The sequence below is a fragment of the Thermococcus gorgonarius genome (genome assembly GCF_002214385.1).
Classification (GTDB): domain Archaea; phylum Methanobacteriota_B; class Thermococci; order Thermococcales; family Thermococcaceae; genus Thermococcus; species Thermococcus gorgonarius.
On the sequence record NZ_CP014855.1, the window covers coordinates 1,623,469 to 1,645,052 of the forward strand.

Sequence of the window (21,584 nt, forward strand, 5' to 3'; positions counted from 1 at the left end):
ATGAAGGAGGTTACTAAAGAAAAAATTTGGACGTATCTTGAGGGATTCATGCAGGGTCTTATCAACAAATATGATCCTCAGGTTATCAAGGATGAGGTTCTCGAAAGAGCACTCTTCGATCCGGATAAAGGAAACTATAAGCCGTTCCATATGGCTCTGATTCCCAAAGAACTTCTTCGCATTCAAAGTTTCTTCAGGTCATTTTCAACTTCACTTGGACAGGGTGTTTTTGAGTACATAGCTAAGATTATCGCGGAAGATAGCGGCAGATGGGAAGTTGTAAAGCGGAATTCAGCTTTTGAGGCAACAGCTTCCCCGAATGTGGAAAGTTTTGTTGACAGGTTTCTTGAGGATGTTGCCACTGGTCAAATAAAACCATATCCGGTGAACATGCCAAAACCCGAAGATACATCCACCAAGAAAATTGTTGTTGATCTTTATCTCTACGATGGAAAAACCCACTATTTCATTGAAATCAAGTCGCCCAAGCCCAATAAGGACCAAACAAGGCGGACCAAGGAAAAGTTTTTGTATCTCCTTGCAACGTACCCCAACTCAAAAACCTACTATGGAATGCCCTATAACCCGTTTGGAGAAGAAAAGTCCCGGTATAGGTGGAGTTTTACAAGCATGTATTTTGATCTTCAGAATGAAGTTTTAATCGGATCCGAATTCTGGGATTTCATTGGTGGGCCCGAGACGTATAATGAGCTCCTTGAATTGTTTAAAGAATTTGGCGATGAAAAAGGAAAGGAAATAACGGGCAGGCTTATCCGGGCTCATTCCGGAGGGTGAGCAAATATGGAACTCTACTCTCCCGAAATGAAGGCCTACTTTGAATCCCTCCAGCGTGAGATTGACCGGGCCTACGAGATAGCGAGAAAGGCTCGCTCTCAGGGCAAGGACCCCAGCCTGGACGTTGAGGTTCCTCAGGCGACTGACATGGCCGGCCGTGTTGAGAGCCTTGTTGGCCCTCCAGGCGTTGCCGAGCGCATAAGAGAGCTGGTTAGGGAGTACGGGAAAGAGATAGCCGCCTTGAAGATCGTGGATGAGATAATCGATGGTAAGTTCGGTGATTTCGGGAGCAAAGAGAAATACGCGGAACAGGCAGTAAGAACCGCCCTCGCGATCCTTACGGAGGGAATAGTTTCTGCCCCGCTTGAGGGAATAGCCGACGTTAAAATAAAACGCAACGAGTGGGCCGACAACAGCGAATACCTTGCCCTCTATTACGCCGGTCCGATAAGGAGCTCCGGCGGAACCGCCCAAGCGTTGAGCGTCCTCGTCGGAGACTACGTTCGCAAAAAGCTCGGCCTCGATCGCTTCAAGCCGAGTGAAAAGCATATAGAGCGAATGGTGGAAGAGGTAGACCTCTACCACAGGGCCGTTACGAGGTTGCAATATCACCCGGAGGCCGATGAGGTAAGGCTCGCCATGAGAAACATCCCGATAGAGATAACGGGCGAAGAAACTGACAAAGTCGAGGTCTCTCACAGAAACGTCCCCGGGGTTGAAACAAACCACCTGCGCGGCGGTGCGATACTGGTTCTGGCCGAGGGTGTTCTCCAGAAGGCGAAGAAGCTCGTCAAGTACATAGACAAGATGGGAATCGAGGGCTGGGACTGGATAAAGGAATTCGTAGAAGCTAAGGAAAAGGGCAAGGCTGAAGAAAAGCCCTCTACCGATTCCAAGGCCGAGGAAGCTGGTAAAGAGGAAGTTAAGGAGAAGGTCGAGAAGGGCTTTTATTACGAACTCTACGAGCGCTTTAAAGCCAACATTGCGCCCAACAAGAAGTACACAAAGGAAATAATAGGTGGGAGACCACTCTTTGCCGAGCCTTCCACCAACGGTGGCTTCCGCCTTCGCTATGGCCGCTCCCGCGTCAGCGGCTTCGCCACTTGGAGCGTTAACCCGGCAACCATGCTCATCCTCGACGAGTTCATAGCTATCGGGACTCAGATGAAGACTGAAAGGCCGGGTAAGGGCTGTATAGTCACTCCTGCGACAACCGTTGAGGGGCCGGTTGTAAAGCTCAAGAACGGCTCCGTGGTTAAAGTTGATGACTATGAGACGGCTCTTAAGGTGAGGAACGAGGTTGAGGAGATCCTCTACGTTGGCGATGCCTTAGTTAACTTCGGTGACTTCGTTGAGAACAACCAAACGCTCCTCCCTGCAAACTACGTCGAGGAGTGGTGGATTCAGGAGCTTGCCAAGGCCATAGAAGAAATCTACGAGATTGAATTGAGACCGTTTGAGGATAACCCACGTGAGGCCGTTGAAGAGGCCTCGGAGTACATCGAGGTCAGCCCGGATTTCCTCTGGAACCTCCTCCGCGATCCGCTCCGCGTTAGACCCAGCGTTGAGGAGGCTATCCATCTGTCGAAGGTCCTTGACATACCGTTCCATCCCTACTACACCCTTTACTGGAACACCCTCAAACCTGAAGAGGTCGAGGAGCTTCAAAAAGCCCTTTTGAACGCTCAAATCGAGTGGGACGAGTTCAGAAAGAACAAGTTCGCGAGGAAAGTCATACTCGACAACGACCCCCGGATCAAGCGCTACCTCGAGCTTTTGGGTCTCCCGCACAGGCTTGAGCGCACAGAAGACCGGAAAAAGGTCATCGTAATCGATTACCCGTGGGCTGCAGCCCTGCTAACTCCTCTCGGCAATCTCGAGTGGGAGTTCAGGGCAAAGCCCTTCTTTACCGTCATCGACATAATCAACGAAAACAACAGGATAAAACTCAGGGATAGGGGAATAAGCTGGATCGGTGCCAGAATGGGCAGGCCGGAGAAGGCCAAGGAGAGGAAGATGAAGCCGCCGGTTCAGGTGCTCTTCCCGATAGGCCTCGCCGGAGGCTCGAGCAGGGACATCAAGAAGGCCGCCGAAGAGGGAAAGGTAGCGAGCGTCGAGATAGCCTTCTTCAAGTGCCCCAACTGCGGCCACGTTGGGCCGGAGCACCTCTGCCCCCGCTGCGGAACGCGGAAGGAACTCCTCTGGCACTGTCCCAAGTGCAACGTGGATTATCCGGAGAGTGAAGCCGAAGGTTTTGACTTCCGCTGTCCTAAGTGTGGAATCGAGCTCAAACCCTACGCGAGGAGGACGATAAAGCCGTCAGAACTGCTCAGACAGGCCATGGACAATGTGAAAGTCTACGGCGTAGACAGGCTTAAAGGCGTCCAGGGCATGACTTCGGGCTACAAAATGGCCGAGCCTCTGGAGAAGGGCCTCCTCAGGGCGAAGAATGACGTCTACGTGTTCAAAGACGGTACAATCCGCTTCGATGCCACAGACGCGCCGATAACCCACTTTAAGCCCAAGGAAATAGGCACGAGCGTTGAGAAGCTCCGCGAACTCGGTTACACTCACGACTTCGAGGGGAAGCCTCTCGAGAGGGACGACCAGATACTGGAACTCAAAGTCCAGGACGTTATCCTCCCCTACGAGGCTGGAAGATACCTTCTCAAGGTGGCGCGCTTTGTTGATGACCTCCTTGAGAAGTTCTACGGCCTGCCGAGGTTCTATAACGCGGAAAAGATGGAGGACTTGATAGGACATCTCGTTATAGGCTTGGCGCCGCACACTTCAGCTGGAATCATCGGCAGGATCATAGGCTTCTCCGACGTTTTGGTAGGTTATGCCCATCCGTATTATCATGCGGCAAAGAGGAGGAACTGCGATGGAGACGAAGACGCTGTAATGCTCCTCCTCGATGCTCTCCTTAACTTCAGCAAGTACTACCTCCCAGAGAAGCGCGGCGGGAAGATGGACGCGCCCCTGGTTGTCACGACGAGGCTTGACCCGCGCGAGGTTGACAGTGAGGTTCACAACATGGACGTCGTCCGTTACTATCCCCTTGAGTTCTATCAGGCAACTTACGAGCTGAAATCTCCGAAGGAGGTAAAAGTAATCGAGCGCGTCGAGGACAGGCTTGGTAAACCCGAGATGTATGAGGGCATAAAGTTCACCCACGACACCGATGACATTGGCTTAGGGCCAAAAATGAGCCTCTACAAACAGCTCGGCGACATGGTCGAGAAGGTTGAGAGACAGCTGGCACTCGCCGAGAGGATAAGGGCTGTTGATGAGCACCACGTTGCCGAGACGATAATCAACTCCCATCTCGTCCCGGACCTTAGGGGCAACCTCAGGAGTTTCACGAGGCAGGAGTTCCGCTGTGTGAAGTGCAACACGAAGTACCGGAGGCCGCCTTTGACCGGAAAGTGCCCCAAGTGTGGGGGTAAAGTAGTTCTGACAGTAAGCAAGGGTGCGATAGAGAAGTATCTGCCAACTGCAAAGATGCTCGTTACGAAATACAACGTTAAGGACTACACCAGGCAGAGGATATGCATAACCGAGAAGGACATAAAGACGCTCTTCGAGAACGTCTTTCCGGAGAGGCAGAGGACGCTCATGGGCTTCTCTGCTGACGTCTGCGAAAAGATGATAAAAACGCGGACTGGCAGCTCGAACGGAACCAATGGCTACCTCGACGAGTTCAACGGAAAGAACGGAAACGCCTCAAAAGAGAGAAAGTCCACGGACAAAGATGGTGGAAGTGTAAAGTCTTCAAAAAGCTCTGAAAGAAAAACAACATCTCACCCCAGCTCTGGAAAGACTTCCGCTAAGGGCCGTACTCAAGAGAAGAAGGATGGGAGTAAAAGCAAAAAGAAAAGGGGGAAGGGAATTAGCCTTGATGAATTCTTCGGTTCGTGAGGTTTCCTTATTCGTTTTGGTTTATCTGCGATAGGCATATATACCATAAAATCACATTCTTTTTGATGAATGCCGGCTTCAAGCTCCTCCCCAGTGTTGCCTACCTGCGCGTTCAGAGGCAGGCCTTCATCGGCTATTCCATGCCTTTGGCTGGCTGGATAGGGGAGTATCTGGTGAACTATCAAAAACTTCCAAGACCTAACTTCCTTGGAAGGGCTGTGAGAAAGCTGGGCTTTTCTTTCGTTGGGGAGGAGAAGGACGACCGGTTTATAACCCAGTTCTTCACGAAGGGATCGGTTTCCCTAAGTGCCAGCTGGGACGTCGAGCGAGAAAGCCTCTTTCTCCAGCTCGTACCGCTCCACTCTAAGCTCTCCCGCGGCCTGACGGTCAGGGCAGAAAACATAGAGTTCTACGACCAGTACGTCGTCTCGATCGAGCCAGCGGTAAAGCTCCCGCCGGGGGTTAGGGGTATAGGGATAAACGCGCTTATCCTTGAGGACTTCTATCCGGCCGAGACCCCATACTGGGGCATGCTCCACGAGGACTGGGAGAGCGAGCTCAACCTCGTTGTGATGCGCGATGAGGTCTACGAGAGGTTCCATCGCGAGGAGTACCGCTGTCCAGTTTGCTTCTCCCCCCTTCACGGGGAGAACGGCGTTTTGAAGTGCAACCACTGCGGCTTTGTCTATGCTCCAGAGCACGACTTCGAAAGGGTTATGGAGACGTTCACGCTGGAGGAGTTCGCGTTTTAGCGGGCTTTGTACTCTTTGAGTCTTCTTAAACCATCGTTTCCTCTTGAGGTTCGTTGCCTCTGTATGTTATAATGATAACAATACCCTCTTTTTGCTTTTTTATTAATGATAACGCAAAAGGGTGTACTCGTATGGTTTTTTGGATGTTGGATGAAAGTTATAAGAATCCTTTTCAAACTACAACAATGGGGGAGCTAACATGAGAGAAGTTCCGTTCGAGGAATATTTAGAATTCATTAAAAAACACGATCACGTTATTATAGAGGATCAAAGAATAGAGATTGGAAGACCCATCCCAATCAAAACGTTTCAGCCTCAAAACTTCAAGCTTGAGACAACGACAGTATGGAGCTTCCCTGAACGTGGAAAATGGGCAACTCATCATGCAAATGCGAGATACAGAGGAAATTGGGCCCCGCAAGTTCCACGAAATCTAATATTGCAGTACACAAAGCCGGGAGATATTGTTCTAGATGCGTTCTTGGGAAGCGGAACGACGCTGATAGAGTGCAAACTCCTAGGGCGACACGGGATTGGTGTTGACATAAATTATGAGGCTTTAATGGTTGCATGGGATCGCTTGAATTTTGAGTATGATCCCCGCAAGGATTCACAGCCTACGTTAAGCCCCTACCTCGGACTAAAAGAGAGCATTGAGTGGGTGGAACCTCAAATTCGTCTCTATCACGGTGATGCAAGAAACTTAGACAAAATTGAAGACGAAAGCATAGACCTAATAGCTACCCACCCCCCTTATGCTAATATCATCGGATACACAAAAGGAGCACGTTCTCTTGTGGAGGGTGATCTCTCCAACGTTAGATCAATAGATGAGTTTGTTTCAGAAATGAAAAAAGTTGCTGAAGAGTTCTATAGGGTACTAAAACCCGGAAAATACGCGGCTATTTTAATGGGAGACACTAGACGTCACCGACATTACGTTCCTATAGCCTTCAGAGTCATGAAAGTGTTTTTGGAAGCTGGATTTATATTAAAGGAGGATATTATCAAGGTTCAGCATCATATGAGGGGTACAGAACCATGGAAAACATGGAAGAGGGACTTTTATCTGATTGCACATGAACATTTGTTCGTGTTTAGAAAACCGGGAGAAAAAGAGGAAATCAAAAAATTCCAAGAAAGTATGATGGTTTAACTTCTCCAAAGCTCAAATAGAGAGATACCATATCTTTTCGGTGCTGGTCTATTTCGGACGGCAGTTGTTATTATTTTGTCTATATCACCGTATTCACTCTGTGCGATCCATCGTATGAACCGCATAAGAAACTCTCGGGGAGGATCAAGTTTGCTTTCTTTACATCCCCGACTACCGTAATTCCAATCCTGCTCAGCCATTAATAACGAGCCATAGAAAACTGTCACATCAGAGGGATCAAGTTCCATCGAGAAAGTCATGCTCCGAACGTCTTCTAGAACTTCACTTATGTCCTCTCCATGATTAATTCGTTCAAATGCCAAAAATACAGTCTTTGCATGCTCTTCATCACTTATCCGTTTAAGGTAAAGGTCAAAGAACAACCTGACATGTGTCGGAGCAAATTCTTTTCTCCCCTTAGGATGGAGAACTACTTTAAAATCTCCAGGGCATATTCTGTCTGTTCTGACAACGTAGACCTTGGTTCCATTGGAGCCAGAATATAACAAGGCCCTTCCCCCTTCTTTAATGACCCTGCGGATCTTTTGGGTCTCCTTTATTTCTGCAGGTTTTAAATTTTGGACTATCTCAAAAACATCATCTATCTTCACGAACTTCACCAAATGTTAAAAGATGGTGGAACTTTTTAAGTAGATCGCTCTGCGATAGTTAAATATTCAACAAGCGACTTAGGGGCTACCAAAGTCCTTGATCTACCGTTGTTTACGAGAAGCTTTGCTCTTTCACGACCCACTCGTAATTCTGTGGGAACATTTGTAACAAGCATCTCTGGCACTTCACCTCTACGGTCAGCTTTTGAGTTTATTGGCCTCTTTGCGTAGATCTTGAGTACTTCAAACTCCTCTATCCCCTCATACAGCTCACGAACTGGCTTTACATAGGAGTTGCTCAGGATGAAGTAGACTCCTCTCTCATGGAGCTCAAGACACACATCTCTAAGGCGCTCCTGGTCTTCTTTGCTGAAGTCTTCTTTTGAATAGCTAGTAAAACTGGCAGTTTCTGAAACCGGGTGATAAGGAGGATCAAAATAAACCAGATCCCCTGGCTTGGCGACTTTTAGGATATAAGTGAAGTCTTCGTTGTAAATCTCTAGATTTCTCAAAACTTCACTGGCCTTTCTGAGTCGTTCTTCATCCACTATCTTAGGGTTTTTATATCTGCCAAATGGAACGTTGAACTCCCCTTTTCTGTTCTCCCGGTACAATCCGTTGAAGGCAGTTTTATTTAAGTATAAAAGCAGGCTCGCGAGTCTGATATTTGGAATCTCAAATCCGTTTCTGACTATCTCATTAAACTCAGCACGAGCCTTGTAGAAGTACTCCTTCTCGTTTTTGTGCCTCTTTGCATCTTCAATTAGTTCGTCAACATGGTCTCTGACGACAACATAAAAGTTTATGAGTTTGGGATTTATGTCGTTTATAGTCCCCTTCTTGGGCTCCATCCAAAAAGTAACCGCACCGCCGCCAAAAAACGGCTCATGGAATGTTCTATTTCTAAAGTCTTCTGGCATTAATGCAACGATTTCATGGAGTATCTGTCTCTTTCCTCCAGCCCACTTAAGGATGGGTTCTGCCATCGAGTACCTCCTCCTATCCATTAGTTAGGTCATGCCCTAATAAGGCATTCGATAAAATTACGTGCAACATAAATATAAAATTTTTGGTGCAACATAATATTCACGACCTATACTCCAGGCCCAGTCTCTTTCTAATGTAGTTAGATATGTCCAACCCCTCCTCCTGTGCCTGTTTAGAAATCGACTCATACTCCTCCTCCGTAACGCGTATTGACAACCACTTATTCCGTTTGTTTTTGGCAGCCAACGTTCTAGCTTCAATTTCCCATATTTCTTTGAGGGCCTTAGCTTTTTTCTTGAGTAGTTTGGCGTTAGTTACCCCTGAAAATTCTCTGACAAGAATTTTCTTAAAATCAGAGACCGCTTGAGGATCCCCTTCGGAGTGTCTGGCAAACTCATTTACAGCCAGTTCAACAGCAACGGTCTCATCCAAAATCCCATTATAGTTTGAAACCACTTCAAAAGCCTTAATTCCTGCGAGAGGGATTTTAAGTTTACGGGTGGTGGGGGCGCGTATTTCCAGGAGTCTACTTATAACTTGTTCGAACATGGATTTCACCAAATACAGTGCAACACAAAATCTTTTTAAGAATGATGCTTAATAAAGTTGGTGAACTCCTATGGCCTACTGGCTATGCATCACTAATCGCGACAATTGGGAGGTTGTTAAGAAAAAGAACGTCTGGGGAGTTGCGAAGAGGCACAAAAACACTATCGCCAAAGTCAAGCCCGGAGATAAACTCGTCTTTTACGTCAAGCAGGAGCGGAAGGATAAGGAAATTCTCGAACCAAAGATCGTGGGCATCTTTGAGGTTGTTAGCGAGCCTTACACAGACTCAAGCAGAATCTTCAAGAGTCCTCCTCACCTAAACGAGACCTACTCGCTAAGGATAAAGATCAAGCCCCTAAAGCTCGGCGAGCTCGACTTCAAGCCGCTCATTCCAAAGCTGAAGTTCATCACGAACAAGAAGAAGTGGAGTGGCCACCTGATGGGCAAAGCCATGAGGGAAATTCCCGAGGAAGATTATAAGCTGATTGAAAGCCTGCTTTGATTTTTCGTTTTTAATAACAATCTCGAATTTTTTGAGGGTTGTTACTCAAATTTGCGTGTGTAAAGCTTAACCAAAAGTTTCAGACTGGTTAATTGCTTCAAAACTGGTTGTACGTGTTTCATAATTTGGGAGATTTTTAGAGGGCTTTCTTGGTGAATGGGTCAATATTCTCGGGTTTCTTCCCCCCTGCGCCCTTTGGGCGCCATTGAAAGTGAACCACTATCAAAAACGGGTTTAGAGCGAAAGCCACTGAGGGTAAAGACTGCAAAAAGCACGTACAATCGTTAATGGGGCTTTAAAAACAGTCAACAACTTTCCGCCAGCGCTTTGCACAGGCAAAGTTTCTGGGGGCGTGGGGGCGTTAGCCGCCCAGATGATTAAGGAACTAAGGAAGGTGGGGAAACGTAGTTTCCCAGGTCTTATAGGAAAGCGGGGTTCGTGGGGCGAAGCCCCACTTTGGGGGTTTGAGAGTATAGGAAACTTTTCTGGCGAAAAGTTTCATCAAAGTTCGTGGTTCCTCTCAAGCAGGTAGCTTAAGAGGAATTCCATCGAAAATGCCGGAGTGAATTTGAATTTCACTCTTTGCTAATTCTCGTTTTAAGTAGAGCTCAATTTTAACCGACGCCCAAAGGGCTTCAAAGGAGAAGAGCTCCCTAAGAAGAGCAGTACTAAGGGAATTCCAATCCCAAATGGCTCGTAAAAAGGAATTCTTTGTGCTTTGGCGTCTCAAAAAAGAACCACGAACCTTGATCAAACTCAATGGGACTATTGTCCCGTGCGTTGAAGCTTCGCTTCAACGTCGTGAAGGCGAAGTTTGTTAGAATTATGGGGCCGGGGCCGGGATTTGAACCCGGGCTAGGGGATCCACAGTCCCCTGTGCTAACCAGGCTACACCACCCCGGCCATGTCCAGCTTAAGCTTTTGGGTTAGCTTTATAAAGTTTTCGCCAGAAATCCAGAAAAACGCCCCGGTAAGTCGTTATGTGGCAAGAAAAGGTGTTAGAACTGAAATTTAGCCCAAAAACAGCTGGTGAGGTGTTTTGGGATGAAAGCAAAGCGAGAGGCCCTCAAAAGCCTGTTCACCGCGATGAAAGATGGAAAGGTGGACGAGGACATAATAGAACTGCTCCTGCTCATCAACTCCATCAAGGGGATTTACACCACAAGCTCCTGCTCGGGAAGGATAGACATAATCGAGGAGCCGGCCCTTGGGGCGAAGCCCCTCTCCCGGTGGCTGGTAAAGGTCCACAGGCCCATCGAATTTGAAGAAGCCAAAGAGGCCCTCAAAGACGCGAAGAACGGTCTAATATTCCTTAAAAGCCAGCCGCCGATATTCCACGTTGTTGCCGAAGACATAGAACGGGCCAAGAAGCTCCATGAGATCGGATTGACCAGCGGCTTCAAGTACACGACATTTAAGGTCATCTCCAACCGCTACCTCGTCGAGATAAACGCCACCGAGTACCTGACGGCACCCCTCGGGAAGGACGGAAAAGTGCTCGTGAGTGATGACTACCTTCGCTTCGCCATCGAGGTCGGCAACTCCATGCTGAAACGCTCGAAAGGAAGACTCCCGCGGCTAGGGGAGAACTTCAGAAAGCTGAGGGAAGAGGTTGGCGAAGATGGGCTGTTCTACGAGCTTGTTAGGGATTTTGAAATAGAAAAGAACTGGAGAATTCCCTAGCGCATCTCGTTCCACTGCGGGTTTCCGTATCTCTCCTCAACCAGCTTTTCGGCCAGCTCAAGCTCGTAGTCGGTGAGCTCTCCTTCCTCCAGCGGAAAGGCATTGAAGAAGCTTTGCTTGAGCAGCTCGTAGGCCTCCCAGCGGTTGAGCTTTATCCCCTCTCGCTCCAGCGTTGTAACGCGCTCCCATATACTTGATATCCCTTTGTCTCTGAGCTTTTCCTTCGAAACCCTCAGAACCGTTCCGAGAATCTCTACCCTCGTAGAGTACATGAAGGTTCCGTGCTGTAAAATCACTCCTTTTCTCCTGGTCTGAGCCGAGCCGCTGATCTTCTTTCCGTTCGCTATGACGTCGTTCAGGCCGGAAAAACCCGCTTCAAGGCCGAGTTCCTTCAGGGCATCGACCAGTGGGCCGGCCAAATAACGGTAGCTGCTCTCGACGTTCCTGAGGAAGGGGTGAAAGTCCTCACCGATGACAACCGAGTAGGTTATCTCGCCGAACTCGTCGTGGAAGACGCTTCCGCCTCCTGTAATCCTTCGTACCACAGGAATACCAAGCTTCCTCGCCTCTTCAAGGTTCACGTCGTGCCTCACGCTCTGAAAGCGCCCTATGGTTACTGAACTTGGGCTGAAAGCGTAAAGCCTTACGGTGTCGGGAACCTTTCCTTCGATTCTAGCGATCATTATGGCCTCGTCTATGGCCATCTGGACCTCTGGCCTGGCAACTATGAGTGGGATGAACCTCATTGGGACCACCAGGGTTAAAAGGCATCTGGAGTTTTTAAGCCCAGCGATGATGACGCCCAAGCCCTTCCGAGGAAACGATGAGGAGAGCGGTCACCACTGAGCTTTTGTTCTTTTTTGCGTTTCCCGAAGAACCTATGTCATCCGAAGTAAAATTGTAAAAATAGAGGGTGTTTTGGAGATCGCGGGTTTTCTGGTAGCCCCGCCGGGATTCGAACCCGGGTCGCGGGATCCAAAGTCCCGCATGCTTGGCCGCTACACCACGGGGCTGCCCGGTAGAAGGAGCGACCTTTATCTTATAAAATTTAGGTTGGGTCTTCAGGAGAAAGGACAATCGATGGTGGGGGCGCGGGGATTTGAACCCCGGTCCGCGGGTTTCTCCGGGTCAGAGCTCCAAAGGCTCATCCCCGCTCAGCAAACCCGCAAGTCCTCATACCTCTGGAGCCCGCGATGATGGACCAGGCTACACCACGCCCCCATCCGGTTTTAGCTTAGCTTTGAGAGGTTTATAAGTTTTATGATTGTCGATTGTCGGAAGTTTTATTAACTTCGACTTATAAAAATATTCTGAGGTGGTTACTATGGAGGAGCCGATAGTTATTGGAAAAGACAAGTTCAGGATAAGCGAGGAGGAGACGGCTAGGAGGGAGCTCAGGGTTGTTAAGGTTCATGACGACGTTATTCAGGTTCAGGAAGAAGTTCACGGCATTATAGCCCTCGTTGGTGCGAGCTCAAGTGTCAACATCAAGAAGGACGAGCTTAAGAACCTCATCAAGGTCGCCAAGGAGAAGTTCGGCTGGGTCGACATCTGCGAGTAATCCTTTCATTTTTCCCGTTCGATTAGAATACCCGAATTTTTGACTTCTTTTTGTGTATCATCGACGGTGATATTAACGTTTTATAAGCATAAAAGTGGTCATGGTTACGGTGGTTGCCATGGCAGTTGGTGAGAAGATCACACTTAGCGTTATCAAAGCGGACATCGGCGGCTGGCCGGGACACTCCAGGGTTCATCCTCAGCTTATAGAGACTGCAGAGGAAATCCTCAGCAAGGCCAAAGAGGAAGGAACGATAATGGACTTCTACGTTGCCTACGCCGGCGATGACCTTCAGCTCATAATGACTCACAAAAAGGGCGTTGACAGTCCCGAGATTCATGGTCTCGCTTGGGATGCCTTTAAAGCTGCCACTGAAGTTGCGAAAGAGCTCGGACTCTACGGAGCCGGTCAGGACCTTCTCAAGGACGCGTTCAGCGGAAACGTCCGCGGACTTGGACCGGGTGTTGCCGAGATGGAGTTCACCCTTAGAAAGAGCGAGCCCGTAGTCACCTTCCACATGGACAAGACGGAACCAGGTGCCTTCAATCTGCCCATATTCAGGATGTTTGCAGACCCGTTCAACACGGCCGGACTGGTCATTGACCCCAAGATGCACATGGGCTTCAGGTTCGAAGTCTGGGACATCCTTAAGCACAAGCGCGTCATCCTCAACACGCCCGAGGAGCTCTACGACCTACTGGCACTCATCGGTGCCAAGAGCCGCTACGTTATCAAGCGCGTTTATCCAAAGGAGGGTCACCCGCTCCCAAAGGACGAGCCCGTTGCCGTTGTGAGCACTGAGAAGCTCTACGAGGTCGCTGGAGAATACGTCGGCAAGGACGATCCCGTCGCGATAGTCAGGGCCCAGAGCGGGCTTCCTGCCCTCGGTGAAGTCCTTGAGCCCTTCGCCTTCCCGCACCTCGTCAGCGGCTGGATGCGCGGGAGCCACAACGGCCCGATAATGCCCGTTTCAATGTGCGACGCCAACCCGACCAGGTTCGACGGCCCGCCGAGGGTCGTAGCACTCGGCTGGCAGATAAGCCCGAAGGGAGAGCTCGTCGGTCCGGTTGACCTATTCGACGACCCTGCCTTCGAGTACGCAAGGCAGAAGGCCCTGGAGATAACAGAGTACATGCGCAGGCACGGACCCTTCGAGCCGCACCGTCTACCTCTGGAGGAGATGGAGTACACCACCCTTCCGGGCGTCCTTAAGAGGCTTGAAGAAAGGTTTGAGGACATCGAATGATATCCAATTTCCTTTTTGTTCATTTTGTCCGTGTATCTTTCTAATCACCAACGTTTTTATATTCCTACGCCCTATTCGCTAGGCTAGAGCGGAAGCCTTAAATATTCTTCAAAAAAGACATAACACCCAGAGTGATACAAAGGGGTGAGAGCATGAGGTTCACGGTGCTTCATTTGAAGCTGGACGAGAAAAAGGTAGAGAGTGAGAATTTCGAGAAGGATGGAGTTTACGGTATCATAGACTACGGCCTTGAGCTCCACGAGAAGCTCGAAACTCACAGCATAGACCCCTATGACCCGAAGAACGTCGTCGTAATGGGCATGGGACCCTTCTCGGGCTCAATCTTACCCGGAGCCCACAGGCTCATGTTCTTCTTCCGCTCACCACTCTACGGAACGCTCTTCCCATCGGCTATGGGTGGAGCCGCTTACGCCTTCAAGAACGTCGGTGTTGATTTCGTTACCTTCGAAGGCAAAGCTGAGAAGCCAGTTGTCGTTATCCTCTACAACGACGGCGAGAACGTGAGGGTCGAGCTACACGAGATAGAACTTGAGAGGCTCATCGAGATATGGAAGGGTTATAAGGGCGAAGAAGGTGTCTATGCACTCACCCAGTACCTCATAGATACCTTCGGTGAGCGCTTCGACTTCGAGTACAGGATAGCGGTCGTCGGGCCTGCCGCACTCAACAGCAATTATGGCGCCATATTCTCCCAGACCCTCAGGAAGGGCAAGCGCGTTGAGGGAAGCGAGGACTGGGCCGCTAGAGGAGGCTCTGGCTCCGTTCTCTTGCGTGCCCACAACGTCGTCGGAATAATCTTCGGCGGAAAGCCTAGGAAGAGGGCCTTCCCGGGAGAGGACATCTCATCGTTCAGAACGGCGAAGGAGATAGTTGAGGGCATCCACAAGAAGCCCTACAACGACATCATAGCGGAGAAGACCGTCAAGTACAAGTACAACCCTAAGCTGAAAACGGGCGGAACCTTTGGAGGGAACTACCCAGCTGAGGGCGACTTCGTTCCCATCCTGAACTGGCAGATGCCTTACATACCCAAAGAGGAGCGCATAAAAATCCACGAGGCCATAATGAAGTACTACTGGGAGCCCTTTAACAAAGAGGCCATAGAGACCAAGAACTGGACGAACTGCGGCGAACCGTGTCCCGTTGTGTGTAAGAAGTACGCCAACGGGCACCACATTGAGTACGAGCCGAGGGAAGCCAACGGCCCGCTCAGCGGCGTTATAACCCTCCGCGCGAGCGACATAAGCGTTCCGGCAGTAGATGCGATGGGTTTTGACGCGATAGAGTTCGGTGGAACCACCGCCTGGGTTCTCGAGCTGGTTCACCGCGGACTGCTCAAGCCAGAGGAAGTCGGCCTAAGCGATAAGCCCGACTTCACGAAGGATGCCTTACTTGAGAGACCCGTCGAGGCGAGCGAGAAGAACGCTAAACTGGTCGCTGAGCTAGCCCACCGCGTTGCCTTCGCAGAAAACGAGATAGCCAAGATACTCGGTCTCGGAAAGAGGAAAGCCAGTGTAATCCTCGACGAGAAATTCAAGGACAGGCTCAAGTATGGGGAGAGCTTCAAGGACTATGCAGTCTTTACACCGCTCGGTGAGGACGGTGAGATGACTCCAACGATGTACTGGGCCATCGGAAACTACATTCCGCTTCCGGTACAGGGAAGATACTGGACGTTCTACCAGTTCGGCGTCTTCCTTGAGCCGGAGGAGCTTGCCCAGAAGATCATAGCGAGCGCCCTCTGGGAGTTCTGGTACGACAACATCGGCTGGTGCCGCTTCCACCGCGGCTGGATGAAGCCCGTCCTTAAGGCGCTCTTCATGGACGCCTATGGGGAGAACGTAGACATGGAGGAGCATGCGAGGAAGCAGATAAAGAGGCTCATAGAGTTTGCCAAAAAGGCAGGCTACACCCCGGTCTTCTGGGACAGCATGCGCGTCATAGACCTCGTCGCCAGGGGAAGCGAGGAGTTCGGAAACGAGCGCTGGGCTGAGCGCTTTAAGATAGACAAGGTCGGCACCGCCAAGGAATACCTCGAAAAGGTTCTCGACGCCTACAGCAGGGAGCTTGGGGTTGAGTGGAGGCTCTGAACAATTCTGCCCCTCGATACCCTTTTATATTCTCTCTTCTCCAGTCTTTCAGGTGGTATAATGAGGGCAGTGGTCATAGGCTCTGGAATCGGAGGGCTTTTGACTTCCTCCTTCCTCGCCAAGAGCGGCTACGAAGTTACGGTCCTCGAGAAGGCACCTTACATCGGTGGTCGCTTCACAAATCTGAACTACAAAGGCTTTGGCCTCTCCACCGGGGCATTCCACATGCTTCCACACGGAGAGGACGGGCCCTTAGCTTATCTTCTCAAGCTCCTCGGTGCGAACGTCACGATAGTGAACTCCGACCCAAAGGGCATGATCTTCTACGAGGGGAAGACCTTCCACTACCGCGACGGCTGGAAGTATCTAAGCTGGCGTGAGAGGGCCAGGGCGATGAAACTTCTTGCGGATGTAAAGAGAAACAAACTACCAACCGGCGAAGAGGCAGAGATGAGCGGGAGGGAGTGGATAAGGGAGAAACTCGGCGACAACGAGTTCGTTGATCTCTTCATCAAAAGCTTCCTCGGCTGGGCCGACAGCATTCTTGACGTTCCCGCTGGAGAGCTAGCGAGGGAGATAAAGGCCGCTTTGAAATGGGGCGGACCTGGTCTCGTTAAGGGTGGCTGTAAATCTGTAACTGGCGAGCTGGCGGGGCTCACCGAGAAAAACGGTGGAAGAATCCTCACGAGGAAGAAGGCCGTCGAGATTGACCCAGAGGAAAAGAGGGTTTTCACGGCCGACAACGAGGAATTCACCTATGATATTCTGATTTCCAACGTTGGAATAAAGGAGACCGTCGAGCTCATAGGAAGGGACAACTTCGACCGGGATTACCTAAAGCGCGTTGACTCGCTTAGACCGAGCGAGGGTATAAAGTACAACGTCGCCCTAAAGGGCGAACCGAGGATAGGGAACACCGTCGTCTTCACCCTTGACACGGAGAGGATAAACGGCTACAACGAGCCGTCCAGTATTTCCCCGGAGCTTGCCCCTGAGGGGTACACACTGATAATGCTCCACCACGCCCTCCAGAGCAGAAACGTCAGGGCCGAGCAGAGGAAGGGAATCGAGGACATCTACAAGATCTTCCCGAACCTCGACGAGGAGGGAGAAATCCTTCTAATCCAGACTTACCTCGACGGAAACCCCGTAAACAGGGTCGCCAGTGGACAAACTGTGGAAGACTTCCCGATTCGGGATGTTTACATCGTCGGCGACGCCTACAAGCTCCCCGGCGGAATCGAGGTTGATGGCATAGCCCTCGGAGTGATGAGAACCCTTGAAAGGCTCGGTCTCGGCAGTTTCTCGGAATGGTATCTCTGAGCCTTTATTTTACCTTTGTAAATATGGGCATGGGTAAATCGAACCTTTTTCTAATGGACACCTCAGGCACCTAACGAACGTTTTTATGCTCCTAATCGGAATTGTTCATCCCGGAGGTGAGGGGTATGAAAAAGAGAGTGGTCATAGCCCTTGGCGGTAACGCAATCCTTCAGCGAGGCCAAAAAGGTACCTACGAGGAGCAAATGGAGAACGTGAGAAAAACAGCTAAGCAGATAGCAGATATAATAGAGAAAGGCTACGAGGTCGTCATCACCCACGGAAACGGGCCGCAGGTTGGCGCTCTTCTCCTTCACATGGACGCCGGCCAGCAGGTTCATGGCATCCCGGCCCAGCCCATGGACGTTGCCGGGGCCATGACACAGGGTCAGATAGGATACATGATCCAGCAGGCGATAGCGAACGAGCTGAGGAGGAGAGGAGTTGAGAGGCCGGTGGCGACGATAGTAACTCAGACCCTTGTGGACAAGGACGACCCCGCCTTCCAGAACCCGAGCAAGCCAGTCGGTCCGTTCTACGACGAGGAAACCGCCAAGAAGCTCGCTAAGGAGAAGGGCTGGACGGTCATTGAGGATGCCGGGAGGGGATGGAGGAGAGTTGTCCCCAGTCCCGATCCAAAGGGCCACGTCGAGGCGCCGGTGATAGTCGACCTCGTAGAGAAGGGCTTTATCGTCATAGCCAGCGGTGGCGGAGGTGTTCCAGTAATAGAAGAGAACGGCCAGCTCAGGGGCGTCGAGGCCGTTATAGACAAGGACCTGGCCGGCGAGAGGCTGGCCGAGGAGGTAAAAGCCGATATATTCATGATTCTGACCGATGTGAACGGTGCAGCGATAAACTTCGGTAAGCCTGATGAGAAGTGGCTTGGAGAGGTCACCGTGGAGGAGCTGAGGCGCTATTATGAGGAAGGGCACTTCAAGAAGGGCAGCATGGGTCCAAAGGTTTTAGCAGCCATAAGGTTCATCGAGTGGGGCGGTGAGAGGGCTATCATAGCATCTTTAGACAGGGCCGTTGAAGCCCTGGAAGGAAAGACTGGAACGCAGGTTGTTAGAGGCTGAGCTGGACTATATTTTCTATGTGCCTCTATATTCCCTATATTCGTAACTATATTCTACTGCGGCAAGATATTTATAGAGCACTCATTACCCAGTTCTGGTGAGCGGGATGGATCCATGGCTGCTGATAACGATAGTCCTGGGTTTTGCCATGGCTTGGGCAATAGGTGCCAACGATGCCGCGAACTCAATGAGCACCGCCGTTGGGGCGAAGGCGATAACGCCGAAACAGGCCGTCATCATAGCGGGAATACTGGAGTTCACAGGTGCCTACTTCTTCGGGAAGAGCGTTACCGAGACAATAAGGAAGGGAATCCTCGACCCAACTATGATAACCGATCCGAACGTTCTCATCTATGGTTCTGCTGCAGCACTCTTGGCTGCTACGATATGGCTGGTTATAGCGACGAAGTTCGGACTTCCGGTCTCAACAACCCATTCAATCATTGGGGGAATAGTCGGCTACGGAATCGTCTACGCGGGAACAGCGATAGTCAACTGGGGCAAGATGGGTCAGGTTGTCCTGAGCTGGATCCTTTCCCCCATTATCGGAGCCCTTATGGCATTCCTCATATTTAAAGCTATGACTAGAAGCATTTTTGAAACTAAAGACCCGGTTAGGAATGCCCGTATCTGGTCTCCGTTCTGGATAGGCCTTGCCTTTGTGGTAATCGGAACGATGTTCTACATCAAAGTCCTCCACGGGGGCGACCTCAAGGCGGGCGTGATGATGTACGGCCTCCCCGCGGGCGTTGTTACTTTCATCGTGACATACCTCTTGATAAAGCTCCGCTTCAGGAGTGCAGACCCCCTCATAAACGTCGAGAGCATCTTTAAGAAAGCCCAGCTCGTGACTTCAAGCTACGTTGCCCTGGCACACGGTTCCAACGACGTTGCGAATGCAATAGGGCCGGTAGCGGCCGTCTACGCCGTCGCCACTATGGGCCTCAGCGGAATGCAGGTGCCGGTTCCCAGATGGATACTGGCGATGGGCGGTCTTGGAATAACCATTGGCGTGGCCACCTACGGGTACAAGGTTATGGAGACCGTCGGGAAGAAGATAACCGAACTGACCAACACGAGGGGGTTCACAATACAGTTCTCCGCCGCGACCGTCGTTCTCGTCTCAAGCTGGCTCGGCCTTCCAATATCCACAACTCACGTCGTCGTTGGGGCGGTTATAGGCGTCGGCCTCGCCAGGGGAGTAAAGGCAATAAACAAGGACATCGTTAGGGATATAATAATCTCCTGGTTCGTTACCGTCCCGGTCGCCGCTTTGATCAGCGCGGCCATATTCAAAATCCTGATGCTCGTGGGGTGATAACATGCAGGTCTGGACAAAGCTCTTCGCGAAGAGCCCATTTAAGCCGCTCATAAAGCACTCCGAGGTAGTGCTCAACACGGTTGAGACCCTCGAGAAGGCCCTCCAGGCGTGGGAGAGGGGAGACTACGAGGAAATGAAGAGGTTAGCGGTCGAGGTGGACAGGCTTGAGGATGTCGCCGATAAGATAAAGGAGGAAATCCGCGACTCGCTCAGCTCAAAGCTCATGATGGCCGTAGCCAGAGAGGACGTCCTCATATACCTCCACATGCAGGACAAGGTGGCCGACGCCGCCGAGGACACCGCCAAGTGGCTCCTCGTGAAGAAGCCCGGCACGATTCCGGCTGAGATCAAGGATATAATAATCCGGATGGGGGCAGAGAGCATAAAGGCAGCAAAGCTCGTCCACAAGGCGATAGTCCAGATGGATCGGGTTATAGAGAGCGGCTTCTCGGAGAACGAGATAAAGGCTGAGTACGAGATAATTCACAAGATAGAGGGTGTTGAGAGCAAAATAGACGGGCTTGACACCGAGCTAATGCAGAAGGTCTTCGAGATGGCAGACAAGCTGAGCTGGGGCGACGGTTTCTACATCCTCAACATAGCCAGAACCCTCAGCAACATCTCGGACAAGGCAAAAGATGCGGCCGAGAGGATAAGGCTCATGATGAACAAGTGAGCTTTTTTCTAATCTTTCCGGAAGAATAGCAAGGGGAAGAACGAGAGGTTCAGATGGCTATCATCGTCGAGGTCATCTGGATCTCGGGCATGCGCCTTATCTTCTCGGTTATGAAGTGGTCAAGGTCCTTGAGGGTCTCGGTCTCGACCTTAACGACGAGGTCGTACTCTCCGTAAACGACGTAGGCCTCCTTGACTTCGGGCATGGCCAGAAGCTTCTCCATGACTTCCCTTTCCTTTCCAGCGGCAGTAACCATCAAAATAAAAGCCGTCACCATTGGCTATCACCAAAACTATTTTATCTCGGGGGTATTTAAGTTTATCGAGGCGTATGTTCGAGCACCTGATACCTAGACCAACAGTAGAGGCCATCATGGAGCATCTGGAGGAACTGGGGATAGGGGAGCTGACCCCCTTCTCCAAGGGAACCACCAGTCTGGTTTTTACCGGAAACCTCGGGGAGAAAAAAGTGGTTGTCAAGCTTCAAAGGCCAGATTCCCCCCGGAACAACTTTGAGAGGGAGGCAAAGCTGATACGGGTGGTGTCAAAGTTTGGAATAACACCCCCTTTGCTTTTCACCGGGGTGTTCAAAGGCCTGAACTATATGGTTCGGGAGTTCGCTTCCGGCGAGCCCATTCTGTACGCCGATCTTGAGAAGTCCCATATAATCGAGATAGCGCTCAAAACAGCCCTTCTGGATAGGCTCGGGTTAGATCACGGCCAGATTCAGGGAGGAAAGCATATAATAATCGGGAAGCGCGTTTACTTTATCGATTTCGAGAAGGCCGGCTGGAGGAAGCCAAGGAACCTTACCTCGGCGATGGCGATGATGTTTTTGGGGGACAATTCAATAGCCAAGAGGGTCAGGGAAAAGTTTTCTCTTGATCGTGATTTTCTTGACGAACTTAGAGATGAACTGAGGGAATACAAAAAAACTGGAAGGCTCTCAGGAATTTTGAGGTTTCTCTCCAGACTTTAGCCTGTCCGCTATAAGGGCCAGCACCGGAACTACGATTGCAAGGGTTATCAGGCCGAGCCTTGGATCCCAGAGGTAGTTGAAAAGGAGTATCACACCGATGGCTATTAGTATCATAAGGAAAAGATCCCTGTCGTAAAGCCTCGATTTTGCCAGTATGTTCTGGTGTCTGGCAACGTAGGCCAGATAAGCCGGAATGCCAAGGGCCGCAAAAACCACCCCATAGTAAGTTTTGAAGATCACAGAGATTAATATCCCAGCCGTGAATATTATCCCGACCACCGTCGTTTCTTTCATTTCGCCACCTCCCCGGGGTTAACGTTAAATACTTTTAAGTCTCTC

Annotated in this window: 20 protein-coding genes and 3 tRNA genes; 14 read left to right on the top strand and 9 right to left on the bottom strand. The window is 50.5% G+C overall.

Annotated elements, in window-relative coordinates; genetic code table 11:
- From A3K92_RS09090 to A3K92_RS09105, 4 genes are all read left to right on the top strand, one after another.
- Positions 1 to 795 (top strand): TdeIII family type II restriction endonuclease, encoded by a 795-nt coding sequence (locus A3K92_RS09090; protein ID WP_088885952.1) that lies wholly within the window; start codon positions 1 to 3, stop codon positions 793 to 795.
- Positions 796 to 801: 6 nt separating this feature from the next.
- On the top strand, positions 802 to 4,716 hold the full coding sequence (locus A3K92_RS09095) for a DNA-directed DNA polymerase II large subunit (RefSeq protein ID WP_088885953.1): 3,915 nt from the start codon (positions 802 to 804) through the stop codon (positions 4,714 to 4,716).
- Between the two features lie 65 nt (positions 4,717 to 4,781).
- A complete protein-coding gene (locus A3K92_RS09100) occupies positions 4,782 to 5,468 on the top strand; it encodes a hypothetical protein (protein ID WP_088885954.1) in 687 nt (228 codons plus the stop codon).
- A 199-nt stretch (positions 5,469 to 5,667) separates the two neighbouring features.
- Positions 5,668 to 6,624 carry a DNA methyltransferase gene (locus A3K92_RS09105; protein WP_088885955.1) on the top strand — a complete coding sequence of 319 codons (957 nt, stop codon included), beginning with the start codon at positions 5,668 to 5,670 and terminating at the stop codon, positions 6,622 to 6,624.
- Here the strand turns inward: A3K92_RS09105 and A3K92_RS09110 are convergent.
- The 3 genes from A3K92_RS09110 to A3K92_RS09120 all read right to left on the bottom strand — a co-directional run bounded on the left by A3K92_RS09110 (position 6,621) and on the right by A3K92_RS09120 (position 8,771).
- Positions 6,621 to 7,244, bottom strand: a complete 624-nt coding sequence (locus tag A3K92_RS09110; protein WP_157722458.1) for a hypothetical protein — start codon at positions 7,242 to 7,244, stop codon at positions 6,621 to 6,623. The genes A3K92_RS09105 and A3K92_RS09110 overlap by 4 nt on opposite strands.
- A gap of 26 nt (positions 7,245 to 7,270) precedes the next feature.
- Positions 7,271 to 8,242 (bottom strand): DNA adenine methylase, encoded by a 972-nt coding sequence (locus A3K92_RS09115; protein ID WP_232460874.1) that lies wholly within the window; start codon positions 8,240 to 8,242, stop codon positions 7,271 to 7,273.
- Between the two features lie 79 nt (positions 8,243 to 8,321).
- A complete protein-coding gene (locus A3K92_RS09120) occupies positions 8,322 to 8,771 on the bottom strand; it encodes a plasmid mobilization protein (protein WP_088885958.1) in 450 nt (149 codons plus the stop codon).
- A 70-nt stretch (positions 8,772 to 8,841) separates the two neighbouring features.
- On the opposite strand from A3K92_RS09120, the gene A3K92_RS09125 reads away from it, so the two are divergent.
- Entirely contained in the window at positions 8,842 to 9,273 is a 432-nt protein-coding gene (locus tag A3K92_RS09125) for an EVE domain-containing protein (protein ID WP_088885959.1), read from the top strand.
- Positions 9,274 to 10,099: 826 nt separating this feature from the next.
- Here A3K92_RS09125 and A3K92_RS09130 read toward each other — a convergent pair.
- Positions 10,100 to 10,176, bottom strand: a tRNA-His gene (locus A3K92_RS09130).
- A gap of 141 nt (positions 10,177 to 10,317) precedes the next feature.
- Between A3K92_RS09130 and taw3 the strand changes: the two genes are divergently transcribed.
- Positions 10,318 to 10,956, top strand: a complete 639-nt coding sequence (gene taw3 / locus A3K92_RS09135) for a tRNA(Phe) 7-((3-amino-3-carboxypropyl)-4-demethylwyosine(37)-N(4))-methyltransferase Taw3 (protein WP_088885960.1) — start codon at positions 10,318 to 10,320, stop codon at positions 10,954 to 10,956.
- On the opposite strand, the gene A3K92_RS09140 is transcribed toward taw3, so the two are convergent.
- The 3 genes from A3K92_RS09140 to A3K92_RS09150 all read right to left on the bottom strand — a co-directional run bounded on the left by A3K92_RS09140 (position 10,953) and on the right by A3K92_RS09150 (position 12,177).
- The gene (locus A3K92_RS09140; protein WP_088885961.1) at positions 10,953 to 11,702 is read right to left on the bottom strand and encodes a lipoate--protein ligase family protein; all 750 of its coding nucleotides are present in this window, start codon (positions 11,700 to 11,702) and stop codon (positions 10,953 to 10,955) included. The two genes, taw3 and A3K92_RS09140, sit on opposite strands and share 4 nt — an antisense overlap.
- Positions 11,703 to 11,893: 191 nt before the next feature.
- A tRNA-Gln gene (locus A3K92_RS09145) sits at positions 11,894 to 11,969 on the bottom strand.
- A 68-nt stretch (positions 11,970 to 12,037) separates the two neighbouring features.
- A tRNA-Trp gene (locus tag A3K92_RS09150) sits at positions 12,038 to 12,177 on the bottom strand.
- 103 nt (positions 12,178 to 12,280) lie between these two features.
- On the opposite strand from A3K92_RS09150, the gene A3K92_RS09155 reads away from it, so the two are divergent.
- From A3K92_RS09155 to A3K92_RS09185, 7 genes are all read left to right on the top strand, one after another.
- Positions 12,281 to 12,517 carry a hypothetical protein gene (locus tag A3K92_RS09155; protein WP_088885962.1) on the top strand — a complete coding sequence of 79 codons (237 nt, stop codon included), beginning with the start codon at positions 12,281 to 12,283 and terminating at the stop codon, positions 12,515 to 12,517.
- A gap of 118 nt (positions 12,518 to 12,635) precedes the next feature.
- On the top strand, positions 12,636 to 13,763 hold the full coding sequence (gene fbp, locus A3K92_RS09160) for a fructose-1,6-bisphosphate aldolase/phosphatase (RefSeq protein WP_088885963.1): 1,128 nt from the start codon (positions 12,636 to 12,638) through the stop codon (positions 13,761 to 13,763).
- Between the two features lie 152 nt (positions 13,764 to 13,915).
- Positions 13,916 to 15,874 carry a glyceraldehyde-3-phosphate:ferredoxin oxidoreductase gene (gor, locus tag A3K92_RS09165; protein ID WP_088885964.1) on the top strand — a complete coding sequence of 653 codons (1,959 nt, stop codon included), beginning with the start codon at positions 13,916 to 13,918 and terminating at the stop codon, positions 15,872 to 15,874.
- 60 nt (positions 15,875 to 15,934) lie between these two features.
- The gene (locus tag A3K92_RS09170; protein ID WP_088885965.1) at positions 15,935 to 17,197 is read left to right on the top strand and encodes a phytoene desaturase family protein; all 1,263 of its coding nucleotides are present in this window, start codon (positions 15,935 to 15,937) and stop codon (positions 17,195 to 17,197) included.
- Between the two features lie 125 nt (positions 17,198 to 17,322).
- Positions 17,323 to 18,270, top strand: a complete 948-nt coding sequence (arcC, locus tag A3K92_RS09175; RefSeq protein WP_088885966.1) for a carbamate kinase — start codon at positions 17,323 to 17,325, stop codon at positions 18,268 to 18,270.
- Between the two features lie 106 nt (positions 18,271 to 18,376).
- Positions 18,377 to 19,588 carry an inorganic phosphate transporter gene (locus tag A3K92_RS09180; protein ID WP_088885967.1) on the top strand — a complete coding sequence of 404 codons (1,212 nt, stop codon included), beginning with the start codon at positions 18,377 to 18,379 and terminating at the stop codon, positions 19,586 to 19,588.
- 4 nt (positions 19,589 to 19,592) lie between these two features.
- Complete coding sequence (locus A3K92_RS09185) at positions 19,593 to 20,267, top strand: TIGR00153 family protein (protein WP_088885968.1); 675 nt, start codon at positions 19,593 to 19,595, stop codon at positions 20,265 to 20,267.
- 49 nt (positions 20,268 to 20,316) lie between these two features.
- Here the strand turns inward: A3K92_RS09185 and A3K92_RS09190 are convergent, their stop codons facing one another.
- Positions 20,317 to 20,544 (bottom strand): Lrp/AsnC family transcriptional regulator, encoded by a 228-nt coding sequence (locus A3K92_RS09190; protein WP_088885969.1) that lies wholly within the window; start codon positions 20,542 to 20,544, stop codon positions 20,317 to 20,319.
- Between the two features lie 53 nt (positions 20,545 to 20,597).
- On the opposite strand from A3K92_RS09190, the gene A3K92_RS09195 reads away from it, so the two are divergent.
- Positions 20,598 to 21,245, top strand: a complete 648-nt coding sequence (locus A3K92_RS09195) for a serine/threonine protein kinase (protein WP_088885970.1) — start codon at positions 20,598 to 20,600, stop codon at positions 21,243 to 21,245.
- Here the strand turns inward: A3K92_RS09195 and A3K92_RS09200 are convergent.
- Entirely contained in the window at positions 21,213 to 21,539 is a 327-nt protein-coding gene (locus tag A3K92_RS09200) for a hypothetical protein (protein ID WP_088885971.1), read from the bottom strand. The genes A3K92_RS09195 and A3K92_RS09200 overlap by 33 nt on opposite strands.
- Positions 21,540 to 21,584 lie beyond the last annotated feature (45 nt).

Bases quoted from the DNA above. Each gene is read 5' to 3' on its own strand.
- A3K92_RS09090 (WP_088885952.1), top strand. From the start codon at position 1: ATGAAGGAGGTTACTAAAGAAAAAATTTGGACGTATCTTGAGGGATTC.
- A3K92_RS09095 (WP_088885953.1), top strand. From the start codon at position 802: ATGGAACTCTACTCTCCCGAAATGAAGGCCTACTTTGAATCCCTCCAG.
- A3K92_RS09100 (WP_088885954.1), top strand. From the start codon at position 4,782: ATGAATGCCGGCTTCAAGCTCCTCCCCAGTGTTGCCTACCTGCGCGTT.
- A3K92_RS09105 (WP_088885955.1), top strand. From the start codon at position 5,668: ATGAGAGAAGTTCCGTTCGAGGAATATTTAGAATTCATTAAAAAACAC.
- A3K92_RS09115 (WP_232460874.1), bottom strand. From the start codon at position 8,242: ATGGATAGGAGGAGGTACTCGATGGCAGAACCCATCCTTAAGTGGGCT.
- A3K92_RS09120 (WP_088885958.1), bottom strand. From the start codon at position 8,771: ATGTTCGAACAAGTTATAAGTAGACTCCTGGAAATACGCGCCCCCACC.
- A3K92_RS09125 (WP_088885959.1), top strand. From the start codon at position 8,842: ATGGCCTACTGGCTATGCATCACTAATCGCGACAATTGGGAGGTTGTT.
- taw3 (WP_088885960.1), top strand. From the start codon at position 10,318: ATGAAAGCAAAGCGAGAGGCCCTCAAAAGCCTGTTCACCGCGATGAAA.
- A3K92_RS09140 (WP_088885961.1), bottom strand. From the start codon at position 11,702: ATGAGGTTCATCCCACTCATAGTTGCCAGGCCAGAGGTCCAGATGGCC.
- A3K92_RS09155 (WP_088885962.1), top strand. From the start codon at position 12,281: ATGGAGGAGCCGATAGTTATTGGAAAAGACAAGTTCAGGATAAGCGAG.
- fbp (WP_088885963.1), top strand. From the start codon at position 12,636: ATGGCAGTTGGTGAGAAGATCACACTTAGCGTTATCAAAGCGGACATC.
- gor (WP_088885964.1), top strand. From the start codon at position 13,916: ATGAGGTTCACGGTGCTTCATTTGAAGCTGGACGAGAAAAAGGTAGAG.
- A3K92_RS09170 (WP_088885965.1), top strand. From the start codon at position 15,935: ATGAGGGCAGTGGTCATAGGCTCTGGAATCGGAGGGCTTTTGACTTCC.
- arcC (WP_088885966.1), top strand. From the start codon at position 17,323: ATGAAAAAGAGAGTGGTCATAGCCCTTGGCGGTAACGCAATCCTTCAG.
- A3K92_RS09180 (WP_088885967.1), top strand. From the start codon at position 18,377: ATGGATCCATGGCTGCTGATAACGATAGTCCTGGGTTTTGCCATGGCT.
- A3K92_RS09185 (WP_088885968.1), top strand. From the start codon at position 19,593: ATGCAGGTCTGGACAAAGCTCTTCGCGAAGAGCCCATTTAAGCCGCTC.
- A3K92_RS09190 (WP_088885969.1), bottom strand. From the start codon at position 20,544: ATGGTGACGGCTTTTATTTTGATGGTTACTGCCGCTGGAAAGGAAAGG.
- A3K92_RS09195 (WP_088885970.1), top strand. From the start codon at position 20,598: ATGTTCGAGCACCTGATACCTAGACCAACAGTAGAGGCCATCATGGAG.
- A3K92_RS09200 (WP_088885971.1), bottom strand. From the start codon at position 21,539: ATGAAAGAAACGACGGTGGTCGGGATAATATTCACGGCTGGGATATTA.